The sequence below is a fragment of the Alicycliphilus denitrificans genome, assembly GCF_044792555.1.
Classification (GTDB): domain Bacteria; phylum Pseudomonadota; class Gammaproteobacteria; order Burkholderiales; family Burkholderiaceae_C; genus Alicycliphilus; species Alicycliphilus denitrificans_A.
The window spans coordinates 3,602,658-3,615,854 of the sequence record NZ_CP126238.1 but is presented as its reverse complement, the minus strand read 5'-3'; the positions used below and the strand labels follow the sequence as shown (position 1 = coordinate 3,615,854).

At 68.2% G+C, this 13,197-nt stretch carries 12 protein-coding genes and 1 other RNA gene; 7 read left to right on the top strand and 6 right to left on the bottom strand.

The window, feature by feature from the left end; all coding sequences use genetic code 11:
* Nucleotides 1–74: 74 nt before the first annotated feature.
* The gene (locus P7644_RS17170) at nucleotides 75–974 is read right to left on the bottom strand and encodes a LysR substrate-binding domain-containing protein (protein ID WP_404300448.1); all 900 of its coding nucleotides are present in this window, start codon (nucleotides 972–974) and stop codon (nucleotides 75–77) included.
* 167 nt (nucleotides 975–1,141) lie between these two features.
* Between P7644_RS17170 and P7644_RS17165 the strand changes: the two genes are divergently transcribed.
* Together P7644_RS17165 and P7644_RS17160 are read left to right on the top strand one after the other, a co-directional pair.
* Nucleotides 1,142–2,215, top strand: a complete 1,074-nt coding sequence (locus P7644_RS17165) for a PLP-dependent cysteine synthase family protein (RefSeq protein ID WP_404300447.1) — start codon at nucleotides 1,142–1,144, stop codon at nucleotides 2,213–2,215.
* Nucleotides 2,216–2,386: 171 nt separating this feature from the next.
* Nucleotides 2,387–3,364: a Bug family tripartite tricarboxylate transporter substrate binding protein gene (locus P7644_RS17160; RefSeq protein WP_404300446.1), complete on the top strand. Its 978-nt coding sequence runs from the start codon at nucleotides 2,387–2,389 to the stop codon at nucleotides 3,362–3,364.
* Between the two features lie 12 nt (nucleotides 3,365–3,376).
* Here the strand turns inward: P7644_RS17160 and P7644_RS17155 are convergent, their stop codons facing one another.
* From P7644_RS17155 to cysK, 3 genes are all read right to left on the bottom strand, one after another.
* Nucleotides 3,377–5,134 (bottom strand): NAD(P)/FAD-dependent oxidoreductase, encoded by a 1,758-nt coding sequence (locus P7644_RS17155; protein WP_404300445.1) that lies wholly within the window; start codon nucleotides 5,132–5,134, stop codon nucleotides 3,377–3,379.
* 168 nt (nucleotides 5,135–5,302) lie between these two features.
* Nucleotides 5,303–6,457 (bottom strand): J domain-containing protein, encoded by a 1,155-nt coding sequence (locus P7644_RS17150; RefSeq protein WP_404300444.1) that lies wholly within the window; start codon nucleotides 6,455–6,457, stop codon nucleotides 5,303–5,305.
* A 40-nt stretch (nucleotides 6,458–6,497) separates the two neighbouring features.
* Nucleotides 6,498–7,418, bottom strand: a complete 921-nt coding sequence (gene cysK, locus P7644_RS17145; RefSeq protein ID WP_404300443.1) for a cysteine synthase A — start codon at nucleotides 7,416–7,418, stop codon at nucleotides 6,498–6,500.
* A gap of 162 nt (nucleotides 7,419–7,580) precedes the next feature.
* On the opposite strand from cysK, the gene P7644_RS17140 reads away from it, so the two are divergent.
* Both P7644_RS17140 and rnpB read left to right on the top strand, forming a co-directional pair.
* Nucleotides 7,581–7,751: a hypothetical protein gene (locus tag P7644_RS17140; protein ID WP_404300442.1), complete on the top strand. Its 171-nt coding sequence runs from the start codon at nucleotides 7,581–7,583 to the stop codon at nucleotides 7,749–7,751.
* A gap of 15 nt (nucleotides 7,752–7,766) precedes the next feature.
* An RNA gene (rnpB, locus tag P7644_RS17135) (RNase P RNA component class A) lies at nucleotides 7,767–8,104 on the top strand.
* A gap of 5 nt (nucleotides 8,105–8,109) precedes the next feature.
* Here the strand turns inward: rnpB and P7644_RS17130 are convergent.
* Together P7644_RS17130 and P7644_RS17125 are read right to left on the bottom strand one after the other, a co-directional pair.
* On the bottom strand, nucleotides 8,110–8,892 hold the full coding sequence (locus P7644_RS17130) for an rRNA pseudouridine synthase (protein WP_404300441.1): 783 nt from the start codon (nucleotides 8,890–8,892) through the stop codon (nucleotides 8,110–8,112).
* Complete coding sequence (locus P7644_RS17125; protein WP_404300440.1) at nucleotides 8,885–10,579, bottom strand: MBL fold metallo-hydrolase; 1,695 nt, start codon at nucleotides 10,577–10,579, stop codon at nucleotides 8,885–8,887. Before P7644_RS17125 ends, P7644_RS17130 begins: the two co-directional genes overlap by 8 nt.
* 54 nt (nucleotides 10,580–10,633) lie before the next feature.
* On the opposite strand from P7644_RS17125, the gene dapF reads away from it, so the two are divergent.
* The 3 genes from dapF to P7644_RS17110 are packed head-to-tail and all read left to right on the top strand — an operon-like array spanning nucleotide 10,634 to nucleotide 13,196.
* Nucleotides 10,634–11,512, top strand: coding sequence for a diaminopimelate epimerase (dapF, locus tag P7644_RS17120; protein WP_404300439.1), 879 nt, complete (start codon nucleotides 10,634–10,636; stop codon nucleotides 11,510–11,512).
* Nucleotides 11,509–12,201, top strand: a complete 693-nt coding sequence (locus P7644_RS17115; protein WP_404300438.1) for a DUF484 family protein — start codon at nucleotides 11,509–11,511, stop codon at nucleotides 12,199–12,201. The genes dapF and P7644_RS17115 overlap by 4 nt, the downstream gene beginning before the upstream one ends.
* Before the next feature lie 38 nt (nucleotides 12,202–12,239).
* Complete coding sequence (locus P7644_RS17110) at nucleotides 12,240–13,196, top strand: tyrosine recombinase XerC (RefSeq protein ID WP_404300437.1); 957 nt, start codon at nucleotides 12,240–12,242, stop codon at nucleotides 13,194–13,196.
* The last annotated feature ends 1 nt before the right edge of the window (nucleotide 13,197 follow it).

The following is a 13,197-nucleotide window of genomic DNA, read 5'->3' as shown; positions in this document are numbered from 1 at the left end:
CATGGGGCTGACATGAATACAAACGGTTTGTGACAATGGTTGGTTTTGCGTATCACAAACCCAGTATGCGCAAATCAAGACGCTTGCCGGCGCTCGCGTGTCAACAAGGTCAGCAGTGCCTGGGCGGGATGTGAAAGCCGTGCGTCCTCGCGGCGCACGCAAACGCTCAAAGATCGCTGCGCCCAGTTTTCGTCCAGTGCCATCACTGCAAGAGCAGAGTGGTGCTGGTGGCGCAGCACCGAATGGGGGACGATGCTGATGCCCGCGCCCGACTCGACCAGCGCCAGCACCGCAGGAAAGCTTGCCACCTGCACGCGAATGTCCAGTGCGCGCCCCAGCAACGCCGCCTTGCCTATCAGGAAGGTGAGAATGGCCGCCCCGTTGTGCAGGCAGATGAAGGGGTGGCGCAGGCATTCGTCGAAGCTGACGCTGCGTTGCTGCGCCAGTGGGCTGTCACGTGGCGCGATCGCGACCAGCTCGTCCGCGCGGTAGTCCCTGAACTCCAGCAAGGGATGGGGTTCGTTCCAGGTCACGACGCCCAGGTCGGCGCGTCCCTCGGCCACGGCCGTGACGATGTCGCGGCTCAGGCGCTCCTCCAGCTGTATGCGTGCATCGGGGTGCAGGCGCAAAAATACCTGCAGGTCACCGGGGAGAAAGGACGCAATCGCGGTGCTGTTGGCAAACACGGTGACCTGGGTCTTGACCCCATGCGCGTAAGGCGCCAGGCTGGCGTGCATTTGCTCGAGCTCGGCGAGGCAGCGGCGGCAATGCTCGAGCATGATCTGCCCGGCGCGGGTGAGCGCCACGCCGCGTGGTTCGCGCAGGAACAGCGGCACGCCGAGCGATTCTTCCAGGGCCTTGATGCGCAGGCTGGCCGAGGAAGGCGACAAAAAGCAGGCTTGCGCACCCCGCGAGACGCTGCCGGCATCGGCCACCGCGACAAACAATTTCAGATCGGTCAGGTTGTAGCGCATTGTTTGTCGCAGACAAATGCTCAATTCTAAAGAACCCGTTTGCTGTCCTGCGGCCGAGAAGAAACAATGAAAGGGTTCACTGCCGTTGATGGCGCATCGCTACGGGATGAGCAGGGCATCGGCCCCTCTTCATTCCCCCACCGTCATTCCTCAAGAAAGAGACCCGCATGACCCGTACCTGGACACAGCAGGCCATTGCCTGCATCGAGCGCGATTACCAGCGCACCTCCGATACACACTTGTTCCCGCTGGAGCTGCCCGGGTGCAAGGGCATAGATATGTACATCAAGGACGAGTCGAGCCATCCCACGGGCAGCCTCAAGCACCGCCTGGCGCGCTCGCTGTTCCTGTACGGCCTGTGCAATGGCTGGATCCGCGAGGGCACGACCGTTGTCGAGGCCTCATCTGGCAGCACCGCGGTGTCCGAGGCGTATTTCGCGCGCATGCTGGGCCTGCCCTTTATCGCCGTGATGCCGCGCAGCACCTCGCCGGCCAAGATCGCGCAGATTGAGTTCTACGGCGGGCAGTGCAGCTTCGTCGACGATCCCGCCCAGGTCTATGCCGAGGCCGAGCGTATTGCACGCGAGCGCAAGGGCCACAACATGGACCAGTTCACCTACGCCGAGCGGGCCACCGACTGGCGTGGCAACAACAACATTGCCGAGTCCATCTTCAATCAGATGAAGTCCGAGCCCCACCCCTTGCCCAGCTGGATCGTGGTGGGCGCCGGCACCGGTGGCACCTCGGCGACCATAGGCCGCTTCATCCGCTACCAGGAGTTCGACTCCAAGCTGTGCGTGGTCGATCCACCGAACTCGGTCTTCCACCGCTATTACGAAAGCGGCGACGCCAGCGTGACGCTGGATGCAGGCTCGGATGTCGAGGGCATTGGTCGCCCGCGCGTCGAGGCGTCCTTCATCCCCGGCGTGATCGACCGCATGATGGTCGTGCCCAACGAGGGGTCGTACGCCGCGATGCGCTATCTGCACAAGATGGTGGGCCGTCGCTACGGTGCCTCCACCGGCACCGATTTCTACGGCGCGCTGCGCCTGGCGTGCGAGATGAAGGAAAAGGGCCAGCAGGGCTCCATCGTCGCGATGGCATGCGACCCCGGCGAGCGCTACCTCGACACCTATTACAACGACGCCTGGCTTGAAAAGTCGGGCTACGACATCCGCCCCTACGAGGCGCAGATCCATCAGGCGGTGCAAACCGGCCGCTGGACCGAGATCGGCGCCTGAGAAAACATGCTTCGTCCGATACATAAAAGCACTTGTTGAAGTGGTTTTTGCTATTGGACGAGCATGTCAACCCCCTTCCACAATGGCGGGCCTCACAGCAGGCGATGAGGCAAGCGGCCCGAGGACGGGCCCCCTTTGCCGCGACGCATGCATAACTACAGGAGACCTCCCATGATCAATGCATCCCGCCGCCAGTGGATGGCCCAGGGCCTGGGCGCCGCCGCTGCCCTGGCCGCGCCGCAATGGGCTTTTGCCCAGGGCAAATACCCCAGCAAACCGGTGCGCGTCATCGTGCCCTTCCCGGCCGGTGGCACGACCGACATTGTGGCGCGCCTGGTGCTGCAAAAGCTCGGCGAGCTGGCGGGCCAGTCCTTCATCGTGGACAACAAGGGCGGCGCCAACGGCATGATCGGCACGGCCGAGGCCGCGCGCGCCGCGCCCGATGGCTATACGCTGCTGCTCAACACCGCCGGTGCCCAAACCCTGAGTCCGGTGATCTACAAGGCCAACTATGAGGCGCTGGGCAGCTTCGAGCCCATCACCCATATCTGCGACGTGAGCTTCATCGTCATCGCGCGCAAGGACCTGCCGGTGAACAACATGCAGGAGCTGATCAAGCTGGCGCAGGGCAGCAAGCCCCTGTCCATCTCCTCGGGCAGCGCCATGATCAACCTGATGAGCGAGGAGTTCAAACGCCTCATCAAGGCGCCGCAGACCATCAACGCCCAGTACAAAGGCACGGCGCCGCAGATGCAGGCCGTGGTGGCGGGCGAGGTGGATTTCTCGCTGGACTCCTTCGCCTCGGTGGAGATGATCCGCGCCGGCCGCGTGAAGGCGCTGGGCGTGCTGTCGCCGCAGCGTGCGGCCTCGTTCCCCGACGTGCCCACGCTCAAGGAGCAGGGCGTCGAGGGCATGGACTTCGCCTCCTGGGCCGGCCTGCTCGCGCCCAAGGGCACGCCCAGGGAGATCGTCGACTACCTGGCGCAGCAGATGGACAAGGTGATGCAGATGCCCGAGGTGATCGCCAAGCTCAAGTCCTACGACTACTTCCCGCGCCGCACCACGCGCGAGGAATTCGCCAAGCTGATCGATGCGGACAACAAGCGCTGGCAGCGCATCGTCGCCGAGACCGGGTTCAAGATCAATTGATGGGTGGCGGCGCTATGCCGCCCCGCCCGAGCCGCGCGTACCCGACGAAGGCAGGGGCGCGCCCAGCAGGGCGCAGGCCACGGCCTCGCCGACCTTGATGCCGTCCACGCCGGCCGAGAGAATGCCGCCGGCGTAGCCCGCGCCTTCGCCGGCGGGGTACAGGCCGCTCGTGTTCAGGCTCTGGAAGTCGTCGCCGCGGTCCAGGCGCAGCGGGGCCGAGGTGCGCGTCTCCACGCCCGTGAGCACCGCGTCCGCCATGTCGTAGCCGCGGATCTTGCGCGCGAATGCGGGCAGGGCCTCGCGCATGGCTTTTGTCGCATAGGCGGGCAGTGCCTCGTCCATGCTGACCAGGGTCACGCCGGGCTGGTAGGACGGCTGCACCTCACCCAGCGCGGTACTGGCGCGGCGCGCCAGGAAGTCGCCCACGCGTTGCGCAGGGGCGTTGTAGTCGCCGCCACCCAATACGAAGGCGCGCGATTCCAGCTGGCGCTGCAGCACGATGCCGGCCAGCGGGTGCGTCTGATCCTGCGCCAGCGCCTGCACGCCATGGGCGGCGCCCAGCATCGCCTCGAAGGCCGCCGGGTCGCGCGGATAGTCGCGCGGCTCCACGCCCACCACCATGCCGGCGTTGGCGTTGCGCTCGGCGCGCGAATACTGGCTCATGCCGTTGGTGACCACGCGCCCGGGCTCGCTGGTGGCGGCCACCACGGTGCCGCCGGGGCACATGCAGAAGCTGTAGACGGTGCGCCCCTGGCTGGCGTGGTGCACCAGCTTGTAGTCGGCCGCGCCCAAGAGCGGGTGGCCTGCATGCCTGCCCCAGCGCGCGCGGTCGATCACGCCCTGCGGGTGCTCGATGCGTACGCCCACCGAGAACGGCTTGGCCTGCATGGCCACGCCGCGCTGGTAGAGCATGGCGAAGCTGTCGCGCGCGCTGTGGCCCAGGGCGATGACGGCGTGCGACGTGGCCAGCTCGCTCTCCTGTCCGGTGCGCAAATCAAGCACGCGCAGGGCGCGCAGCTGACGGCCCTGCAGCACCAGGTCGGTCACGCGCTGCTCGAAGCGCACCTCGCCGCCCAGGGCGATGATCTGCGCGCGCAGCGCCTGCACCATCTTCACCAGCCGGAAGGTGCCGATGTGCGGGTGCGCCGTGTACAGGATCTCGGGCGGCGCGCCCGCGGCGACGAACTCCTGCAGCACCTTGCGTCCCAGGTGGCGCGGGTCCTTGATCTGGCTGTAGAGCTTGCCGTCGGAAAACGTCCCGGCGCCGCCCTCGCCGAACTGCACGTTCGATTCGGGGTTGAGCTCGCGCCTGCGCCACAGGCCCCAGGTGTCCTGGGTGCGCTCGCGCACGGCCTTGCCGCGCTCGAGCACGATGGGCCGAAAGCCCATCTGCGCCAGCACCAGCGCGGCAAAGATGCCGCAGGGGCCGAAGCCCACGACCACGGGGCGCTCGGCGCTGCTGGCCGGGGCCCGGCCCACGGGGTGCCAGGCCATGTCGGGCGTGGGCTGGATATGCGGGTTGCCGGCGTGGCGTGAGAGCAGCGGGCCTTCCTGTGCCGGGTCGGCCAGCGCCACATCGACGATGTACACGGCCAGCAGCTCGGCCTTGCGCGCGTCAAAGCTGCGCTTGTGCACCTGCAGCGTGGCGATGGCGTTGCCGTCGATGCCCAGCGCCTGCGCGGCCAGGGCGCGCAGCGCCGCCTCGGGGTGTTGTTCGGGTTCCAGGGGCAGGGCTGCCAGGGGCAGGCGCAGTTCGGAGAGTCTCAGCATGGCTTGTGACGATCAAGCAAAAGGGGCGCAATGGTAGCACCCTGGTCCAGGGTGATTTGATATGAAATATGGCTGTAACGCTTTACTGTAGGGCGCTGTAAGCTATCAAAATCGCTAGTTTGGGATGGGATGGGATGGGATGGAATGGGGAGGAGCGAGACGGCCGCGTCAGAACCAGTCGTCCATGTCCTGCTGCTGCGCCTTCAGCTGCTGGCGCTCGGCCTTGATCCAGGCCTTGAGCGCGGCCGGGTCGGCGCGCAGGGCGCCCAGCTGCCGGCGCAGCTGCAGGGTTTCGTATTCGATGAGCTGCAGGTGTGAGCGCAGCTCGCGCATGATGCCCGCGGGCTTGGCGCTGCGGTAGGGGTCGATTCCGAACGCCATCTGGAAGTGATCCTGCACCTCCCGCACCTCCTGCTGCAGCTCCCTGAGCTGCTCGGCCAGCACGCGGTTGTAGTGCTTGAGGCGCTCTTCGCTCAGGCCGGCGATGTGCTCGGGGTCGATCTGCTCGATCTCCAATTGCAGCTGCAGCAGGTCGAGCAGCTTGTTCTCGGCATAGGCCTGGTTCACGCGCTGCATCAGTGCCGTCTTGCGCTCGCGCTCGGCGGGGTCGGTCTCGCGGTCGGGGTGCAGGTGGCTGGCGAGCTTGCGGTAGATTTCGCGCACCGATTGCGTCGCCTGGCTGGCTTCCTCCTGCGCCTTGCGCTCGCGCGCGCTGGGCTTGCGCGGCCGTGCGGCGCGGCGGGCCTCGCGCTGCTGTTCGGCCTGTTCCTGGCGTTCCTGCTGTGCCTGCAACTGCTCCTGCAGGCGGCGCAGAAAGTCCTCGGGCGAGTCCATGTCCGCGCCCTCCAGGTCCACGTCCACGCCGAAGAAGTCCTTCGCCATGCCCTGCGCCATCTGCCTGGCGATGTCGTCGCCCTCGGCCTCCTCGGCGTCGTAGTCGCTGCCGCTGTGGCGGTTGTAGATCTCCTTGAGGCTGGCGCGCATGGCCTCGTCGGCCACCACGTCGATCAGCACGGCGAGCCGGTCGGTGATGGCCTCGCTCAGCGTGCGGCGATCGGCCTTGGTGAGTTTTTTGTTGTCGCTGGCCGAATCCAGGTGCTGCACCAGCTCGACCAGCAAATCACAGTGCGTTTTTTGTAGCGGCACGGCCTCGCGTGCGTGGCGCTCGCGATAGTTGGCAATGGCCAGCTGCCAGTCGGCCAGCAGCTCGCGCTGCTGCGCGATGCGCTCGATGTGGCGGTTGAACTTCTTCTGCTGCGCGCTCAGCGGCGCACCTGCGTGCGCCGTGGGGATGTGGACGGGGGTGTGGTGTTTGGCAGCCATGGTGGGGCGGGATTGTGCCTCGCCGCGCCCCCGGGCTCGTTCAGGCCGTGGGCAGGAAACCCTCGACCGACAGGTAGCGCTCGCCCGTGTCGTAGTTGAAGCCCAGCACGCGGCTGCCGGCGGGCAGCTCGGGGAGTTTTTGCGCGATGGCGGCCAGCGTGGCGCCGCTGGAGATGCCCACCAGCAGGCCCTCTTCGCGTGCGGCACGGCGCGCGTATTCGCGCGCGGGTTCGGCGTCGATCTGGATCACGCCGTCGAGCAGGCTGGTGTCCAGGTTCTTGGGGATGAAGCCCGCGCCCAGGCCTTGGATGGGGTGGGGGCCGGGCTGGCCGCCCGAGATCACGGGTGAGAGCGAGGGCTCGACGGCAAAGACTTTCAGCTGGGGAAACTTGGCTTTGAGCACGCGTGCGCAGCCGGTCAGGTGCCCGCCCGTGCCCACGCCGGTGATGAGCACGTCGATGCCCTCGGGAAAGTCCGCCAGGATCTCCTGCGCCGTGGTGCGCGCATGCACATCGGCGTTTGCCGGGTTGTCGAACTGCTGCGGAATCCAGGCGCCGGGCGTCTGCGCGGCCAGCTCCTCGGCGCGGGCGATGGCACCCTTCATGCCCTTTTCCTTGGGCGTGAGGTCGAACTGCGCGCCATAGGCCAGCATCAGGCGGCGGCGCTCGATGCTCATGCTGTCGGGCATCACCAGGACCAGCTTGTAGCCCTTGACGGCCGCCACCAGCGCCAGGCCGATGCCGGTGTTGCCGCTGGTGGGCTCGATGATGGTGCCGCCGGGTTTCAGGGCGCCGGACTGCTCGGCCGCCTCCACCATGGCCAGCGCGATGCGGTCCTTGATCGAGCCGCCGGGGTTGCTGCGCTCGGACTTGATCCAGACTTGGGCCGCCGCGCCGAACAGGCGGTTGATGCGGATGTGGGGCGTGTTGCCAATGGTTTGCAGGACGTTGTCGGCTCGCATGGTGTCTCCAGGAAGAGAGGTGGGAATACAGCAGGCAGTAGTGCAGCCGCCCATTGTGGGGGACTTGTCGTGCCGCGTCGCGATATCGATATGCCGCGGCCGTGATATGCGCGTGCCGAATGCGCCGCACAATGGTGCCATCGTCATCCACAGGTTGGCCCCATGACCCTATTGCAGTCCACCATGCTCATGCTCACCGTAAGCTGCGCGCTGCTGCTCATAGGCTTCTCGGCGCGCGCCTCGCGCTGGGGGCCGGCGCTGATGATGCTGGGCATCGTGGGCGCGTTGCTGCTCATTGCCTACAACATCTTCCAGTTGGTGCACGCACAATGAGACAATCACGCCCGTGAAGCACGCCAGACCGCCGCTGGTGCATGTGCCGAAAGGCCGCACTGGAGGAACGTCCGGACTGCACAGGACAGCGTAGCAGCTAACGGCTGCCCACCGTGAGGTGAGGATCAGAGCAACAGAGACGAGTCCCGGGGGAGTGCCGCAAGGTAGACCACTGGGGGTGAAACGGGCAATCTCTACGCGCAGCAACACCAAGTAGGCCAGCGTTGACGTGGTTCCGCGGAGCTGGCGGGTAGGTGGCATCGAGCCGCGGTGGCGACACCCGGCCCAGAGTAATGGCGGTCACATGCGGGCAACCGCATGCACAGAATCCGGCTTATCGGCGCGCTTCACACTTTCTTCAAAACCGCTCCCACGGCTGCAGGTAGCGCCACTGCCCTTCGGGCACCTTGGCCAGCGGTACGCGGCCGATGCGGATGCGCTTGAGGGCCACCACCGAGAGGCCCACGGCCGCGCACATGGCCGGGATTTGCCCGGGACGTATGCTCTTCAGGGCAAAGCGCAGGCGCGTTTCGTTTTGCCAGCTGACCTTGATGGGCGGCAGCGGCCGGCCGTTGAAGGAGAGGCCATGGCAGAGTTTTTGCAGTCCGCCCTCGGCAATCTGGCCCGCCACCTCGACGATGCATTCCTGCTCCAGCGTTTCTATGTCTTCCTGCAGCTTGCGCGCCACGCGCCGGTCCTGGGTGTAGACCACCAGGCCGCTGGCCTCGGTGGGCAGGGGCGTGAAGCATTCCAGCTGCTTGAAGTGGCGCAGCAGCACGCGGATGCCGGCGGCGTCTTCGGGCAGGTGGGTTTGCATATTCAGCAGCGTGACCGCCTGCGGCGCGCCCTGGCTGCGGCTGCCGTGGGATGCCGCCGCTGCGCTCAGCCCCAGCCCGGCCTCGTAGCCGGGCGGCTTGTGCAGCAGCAGGGTGACGGGGGTCAGCTCCATCAGGTTGGCGTCTTGCGCCAGCAGCACGCTTTGCCGCGGCGCCACGCGTGCGCCGGGCAACTCGACGACCCGGCCGTCCACCGTCACCCAGCCGCCTTCGATGTACTGCTCGGCCGTGCTGCGCGAGCAGGCAAACTGCTGCGCCACGCGCTTGGCCAGGCGCACGGCCTCGCCGCCGGCATGCTCAGTCATTGCCCGGCTCCAGCATGCGGATGCGTTCGATGTGCGCCAGCAGCGAGCGCTGCGCCACGGGCCAGATGCGCTCGGGCACGTCGTCGTAGGCCAGGCGCACCCAGTCTTCCATGCTGCCCTCGGGCTGGGCCTGCATGGCGGCCAGCACCTTGGCCTCGCGCGCCAGGCGGTGGGCCTTCAGGCGGGCGATGGCCGTGCGCGCTTCGCCTAGCACGTAGCCGTGCGCCGGCAGGATGAACTCCACGCCGTGCTCGGCGCAGAGCCGGTCGAGTCGGTCCAGCGAATCGAGGTAGTCGGCCATGTTGCCGTCGGGCGGGTCGATGACCGTGGTGCTGCCGTTCAGGATGTGGTCTCCGGAGAACAGCAGGCCGTCCTCGCGCAGCAGCAGGCACAGGTGGTTGGCGGCGTGGCCGGGGGTGTGGATGACCTGCAGGGTATGGGTGATTTTGCCATCCATTCCTTGTCCTGCAAGCGTTAACAGCTCATCATTTTGCAGCGCGCGGTCGGGTGTGAACTGGCTGTGCGCGCGTGCCGTCGGCTGTGAGGGCAGGCCCAGGATGGGCGGTTTGGCGCGCCCATGCGCCAGCACCATGGCCTGCAGCGGCGCGGCGCCGGGCGAGTGGTCGGGGTGCGAATGGGTGCAGACGATCATGCGGATGTTGCCGCCCGCCGCGCGCCACAGGCGCTCCAGGTGCGCCGTGTCGGCCGGGCCGGGGTCGATGGCGATGTAGCCCGTGCCGGGGTCGCCCACCAGGTAGCTGTTGGTGCCGGGGCCGGTCATCACGCCGGGGTTCGGGGCGGTGAGGCGCTGCAGGTTCTTCAGCAGCGGCACCGGCGTCTCGCTCTGCCAGTCCAGCGTGTGGGCCACCTGGCCGTCGGGGCAGACCAGGGCCAGCTCGCCGTAGGGCGGCTCGTGCTCCATGTGGGGCGCCCGCGTGCCGTTCACAAAGCCCGAGCGCGGGCTGCTGACCCACAGCGGCTGCTCGTGCGCGACGGCGGCCAGCACGGCTTGCACATCGGCAAACTGCGCCAGGCGCTGCAGCGTGCGGATGGTGGGGAAGATCATGAAGAACTGCCCCGCCTCGTGGCGCGCCAGCGCGTCGGCGGGGCTGACCCACACGGGCTCGAACTGCTCGGATTCGTCGGCCACGGGCTCCTGGCCCTCGGGCATGCGCGCCACCAGGAAGGGCACGGCGAAGCGCTTGGGCAGATTGCGGTCGGCCGTCCAGTGGGCCAGCCAATAGATGCTGTCGGCCGCCAGGCGCAGGCCGCGCGCCGCGCATTCGGCGGCAAAGGTGGTGCCCGGCGGCAGCTGGCGGGCAATGGCGGCAATGTCGGCGGCGTCGGCCCAGCGGCCGTCGGCGCGGCGCGCCAGCAGCACGCCCAGCTCCTCGAAGCTCTCGCGGATGGCGGCCATGGCATCGGTCAGGCGCGCGGCGTTCTGCGCCGGGCGCTGGTCGGCCAGGGCGTGGGTGGCGGCGTCGCCGTCCTGCGCCTCGATGCCGCCGCCGGGAAAGACATAGGCTCCGGGCACGAAGCTGGCCTTGTCGGAGCGGCGCGTCATCAAGACCTCCAGCCGGGTCGTGCCGTCCGGCGCTGGCGCATCGCGCAGCAGCAGCACGGTGGCGGCATCCAGGGGGGTGACGGGTTCGCGGTGGGGGTGGAGTTGTTGGCTTTGGCGTGGCATCGGGGCATTATCGACAAGTGCGGCGCCCCGTGCGGTGCGCCGATAATCGCGGCCATGCAGATCCGCTTCACCAAGATGCAGGGCGCGGGCAACGACTTCGTGGTGCTCGACGAAACCCAGGGCGCCCTGGGCCTGACGCCCGCGCAATACCGCTTCCTGGCCGACCGCCACTTTGGCGTGGGGGCCGACCAGATCCTGACCGTGCGCCCCTCGCTGGCAGACGGCATCGACTTCGAATACCTGATCCACAACGCCGATGGCGGCCAGGTGCAGCAGTGCGGCAACGGCGCGCGCTGCTTTGCGCGCTATGTGCGCGACAAGGGGCTGACGGCCAAGGAGCAGATCCGCGTGCAGACCCTGGCCGGCGTGATCGCGCCACGGCTGGAATCCGACGGGCGCGTGACCGTGGACATGGGCCGCCCGGCGCTGGAGCCCGCGCGTCTGCCGTTCGACACCCAGGGCCTTGCGCCCGTGCCGCAGGGTTTGGTGCAAAAATGGCCTCTGACGCTTGATGGGCAAGCGCCGGAAGCTACTGTAATGATAGTTGCCGTATCCATGGGCAACCCGCATGCCGTGCAGCTCGTGGATGACGTGGACCGCGCCCCTGTGGCCCTGACCGGCCCGCTGATCGAGAGCCACCCGCGTTTTGCCGAGCGCGTGAACGCCGGCTACCTGCAGGTGCAAAGCCGCAGCCAGGTGCGCCTGCGCGTGTACGAGCGCGGCGTGGGCGAGACCCTGGCCTGTGGCACCGGCGCCTGCGCCGCCGTGGTGGCGGGCATAGGCCTGGGGCTGCTGGATGCGCGCGTCGACGTGCACACGCGCGGCGGCCTGCTCACCATTGCCTGGGCCGGCGGACCGGATGACCCGGTGCTCATGACCGGCCCCGCCAGCACCGTTTTCGAAGGCCAGATCGACATTCCCGACCTCCCATGACCCATTCTGCTTCCGTTTCCCCCGTCACCGAAGACGACATTGCCCAGTTCCTGGCCAGCACACCGGGCTTCTTCGAGCGCCACGCCGAGCTGCTGGCCAGCGTGAGCATCGCCAGCCCGCACGGCCAGCGCGCCGTGAGCCTGCAGGAGCGCCAGGCCGAGATGCTGCGCGAGAAGATCAAGGGCCTGGAGCACCGCGTCATGGACATGGTGCGCAATGGCCATGAAAACGCCGCCATCGGCCAGAAGATCCACCAGTGGTCGCGCGACCTGCTGGCCGTGCAGGATGCGGCCCTGCTGCCGCAGGCCGTGGAGCAGGGCATGCAGACCCTGTTCGACGTGCCCCAGGTCGCGCTGCGCCTGTGGGGTACGGCCAGCGCCCATGCCGGGGCGGCGTTTGCCCGGGGCGCGAGCGAGGACGTGCGCTCCTTCGCCTCGTCGCTGACCATGCCGTTCTGCGGTCCCAACCTCGGCTTCGAGGCCACGGCCTGGCTGGCGCAGGCCGGTCAGGTGCAGTCGCTGGCCCTGCTGCCGCTGCGGCGCGGCGCCATCGACAGCGCCGAGCAGCCGGCGTTCGGCCTGCTGGTGCTGGGTTCGCACGATCCGCACCGTTTCGAGGCCACCATGGGCACGGACTTCCTCACGCGCATAGCCGAGCTGGCCAGCGCGGCATTGTCTCGACTGCTCTGAAAAACAGAGCTGCTGGCGCTTGTGTGCAGGGCGTTTGAATGGATTTCGACGCAAAACAGGGCCAGCCCGCCCCGCAGCTGCCGCCCGAGGCCCTGCAGTACCTGCAGCATGTGCGCGTGGAAAAGCGCCTGGCGGCGCGCACGCTCACGCTCTACACCCTGGACCTGCAGCGCCTGACGGCCCTGGCCGCGGACGTGCAGTTGCCGCTGCTGCGCCTGACGAGCGCGCATATCCGCCGCTTCGTGGCGCAGATGCATGCGGGCGGGCGCAGCGGGCGCGGCATCGCGCTCATCCTCTCGGGCTGGCGTGGCTTCTACGCCTGGGCCGCGCGCCAGGGGCTGGTGCCGCACAACCCGGTGCAGGACGTGCGTGCGCCCAAGGCGCCCAAGCCGCTGCCCAAGGCCCTGGGCGTGGACGACGCCGTGCGCCTGGCCGAGCATGAGCAGGCCGGCGCCGACCCCTGGCTGGAGGCGCGCGACGCGGCAATAGTCGAGCTGCTCTACGGCTGCGGCCTGCGCGTGGGCGAACTGGTGGGTCTGGACCTGGCGGCGAGCCCCGCGGCGCACCAGCAGGGGCGCGGCTGGGTTGATCTGCAGGCGGGCGAGGCCCATGTCTTCGGCAAGGGTGCCAAGCGCCGTAGCGTGCCCGTGGGCCGGGCGGCGGCCGAGGCCTTGCGCGCGTGGCTTGCCGTGCGCGGGCAGGCGGCCGATGCGGCGCTCTTCATCGGCCGGCGCGGTGCGCGCCTGACGGCGCAGTCGGTCTGGGCGCGCCTGCGCCAGCGCAGCCAGCTCGCGGGCCTGACCACGCCCGTGCACCCGCACATGCTGCGCCACTCCTTCGCCAGCCACCTGCTGCAATCGAGCGGCGACCTGCGCGCCGTGCAGGAGCTGCTGGGCCATGCCAGCATCACCACCACCCAGGTCTATACGCGGCTCGATTTCCAGCACCTGGCCCGGGTGTACGACCAGGCGCACCCGCGGGCGCGACGCAAGTAAG

What these genes read in the sequence shown, in the direction of transcription:
- P7644_RS17115 (WP_404300438.1), top strand. Translation starts at nt 11,509, where the DNA reads ATGACCCATTCTGCTTCCGTTTCCCCCGTCACCGAAGACGACATTGCC.
- cysK (WP_404300443.1), bottom strand. Translation starts at nt 7,418, where the DNA reads ATGCGAGCCGACAACGTCCTGCAAACCATTGGCAACACGCCCCACATC.
- P7644_RS17160 (WP_404300446.1), top strand. Translation starts at nt 2,387, where the DNA reads ATGATCAATGCATCCCGCCGCCAGTGGATGGCCCAGGGCCTGGGCGCC.
- P7644_RS17155 (WP_404300445.1), bottom strand. Translation starts at nt 5,134, where the DNA reads ATGCTGAGACTCTCCGAACTGCGCCTGCCCCTGGCAGCCCTGCCCCTG.
- P7644_RS17170 (WP_404300448.1), bottom strand. Translation starts at nt 974, where the DNA reads ATGCGCTACAACCTGACCGATCTGAAATTGTTTGTCGCGGTGGCCGAT.
- P7644_RS17150 (WP_404300444.1), bottom strand. Translation starts at nt 6,457, where the DNA reads ATGGCTGCCAAACACCACACCCCCGTCCACATCCCCACGGCGCACGCA.
- P7644_RS17130 (WP_404300441.1), bottom strand. Translation starts at nt 8,892, where the DNA reads ATGACTGAGCATGCCGGCGGCGAGGCCGTGCGCCTGGCCAAGCGCGTG.
- P7644_RS17140 (WP_404300442.1), top strand. Translation starts at nt 7,581, where the DNA reads ATGACCCTATTGCAGTCCACCATGCTCATGCTCACCGTAAGCTGCGCG.
- dapF (WP_404300439.1), top strand. Translation starts at nt 10,634, where the DNA reads ATGCAGATCCGCTTCACCAAGATGCAGGGCGCGGGCAACGACTTCGTG.
- P7644_RS17125 (WP_404300440.1), bottom strand. Translation starts at nt 10,579, where the DNA reads ATGCCACGCCAAAGCCAACAACTCCACCCCCACCGCGAACCCGTCACC.
- P7644_RS17110 (WP_404300437.1), top strand. Translation starts at nt 12,240, where the DNA reads ATGGATTTCGACGCAAAACAGGGCCAGCCCGCCCCGCAGCTGCCGCCC.
- P7644_RS17165 (WP_404300447.1), top strand. Translation starts at nt 1,142, where the DNA reads ATGACCCGTACCTGGACACAGCAGGCCATTGCCTGCATCGAGCGCGAT.